Here is a 1313-nt window from a genome sequence, read left to right as displayed (position 1 = left end):
GCGCAGGGTCTGGCGCTCTTCGACCATGCCCTCGCCGTCGGTCTGGCGCACAGCCTGCCCATCCGTCTGGACCTGCCGCGCCGCTCCGACGGCAGCGCTCCCGTGCCCGCCCTCTTCCGCGCCCTGGTCCGCACCCCCAACCGCCGCACGACGAGTACCGGTGCGAACGGCAAGGACTGGCGTGAGCATTTTGAGACCACGCCGGTCGACAAGCGTGCCGCCATGGTGGTCGACCTGGTACGGGCGCAGGCCGCCGCCGTGCTCGGCCACACCGGCGCCGAGGCAGTCGCCGAGGACCGGGCCTTCAAGGACCTCGGCTTCGACTCACTGACCGCGGTCGAACTGCGCAATCGCCTCGACGAGGTCACCGGTGTCAGGCTGCCCGCGACCCTGGTGTTCGACTACCCGAATCCGGACGTGCTGGGCTCCCACCTTCACTCGGTTTTGACCGGCTCGATCGATGCACCCGTCGAGGTGGCAGGTGCCACCTCGACGGACGAGCCGATCGCGATCATCGGCATGAGCTGCCGGTTCCCGGGAGGAGTCGCCTCGCCGGAGGAGCTGTGGAAGCTGCTCGAAGCGGGCCGCGAGACCCTGGGCGACTTCCCCGCGGACCGGGGCTGGGACCTCGACACGCTGTTCGACCCCGCCGCTGAGCGAGTCGGCAGCTCCATGGTCGACAAGGGCGGCTTCCTGGACGGCGCCGCCGACTTCGACGCCGCGTTCTTCGGCGTGGCCCCCCGCGAGGCCGTCGCGATGGACCCCCAGCACCGGGTGCTGCTGGAGCTGTCCTGGGAGGTGTTCGAGCGCGCGGGTATCGACGCGAAGAGCATGCGCGGCAGCAGGACCGGTGTCTTCTCCGGCCTGATGTACCACGACTACGCGGCACGCCTGCGGACGGTGCCCGAGGACGTGGCCGGATTCCTCAGCAACGGCAACGCGGGAAGCGTGGCGACCGGCCGGGTGGCGTACTCGTTCGGCTTCGAGGGCCCGGCAGTGACGGTGGACACGGCGTGCTCCTCCTCGCTGGTCGCCCTGGACATGGCCGTGAGTGCCCTGCAGCGCGGTGAGTGCGACTTCGCCCTCGCCGGCGGAGTCACCGTCATGGCGACGCCGTCGACCTTCACCGAGTTCACCCGCCAGCGAGGACTGGCACGGGACGGGCGGTGCAAGGCGTTCGCCGATACGGCAGACGGCATGGGCGTCTCCGAAGGCGCGGGTGTGTTGCTGGTGGAGCGGTTGTCGGATGCGCAGCGCCATGGGCACAGGGTCCTTGCGGTGGTGCGGGGTTCGGCGGTGAATCAGGATGGTGC

1 protein-coding gene is annotated in these 1313 nt (G+C 70.4%); it reads left to right on the top strand.

Going from position 1 to position 1313, the window contains the following annotated elements:
* On the top strand, positions 1–1313 hold a 1313-nt coding region (locus tag AB0L75_RS44275), incomplete at both ends, for a beta-ketoacyl synthase N-terminal-like domain-containing protein (protein WP_365191951.1).

Origin of the sequence: Streptomyces sp. NPDC052101, assembly GCF_040680235.1 — a bacterium.
Classification (GTDB): domain Bacteria; phylum Actinomycetota; class Actinomycetes; order Streptomycetales; family Streptomycetaceae; genus Streptomyces.
This window is presented reverse-complemented; position numbering and strand designations above follow the sequence as displayed.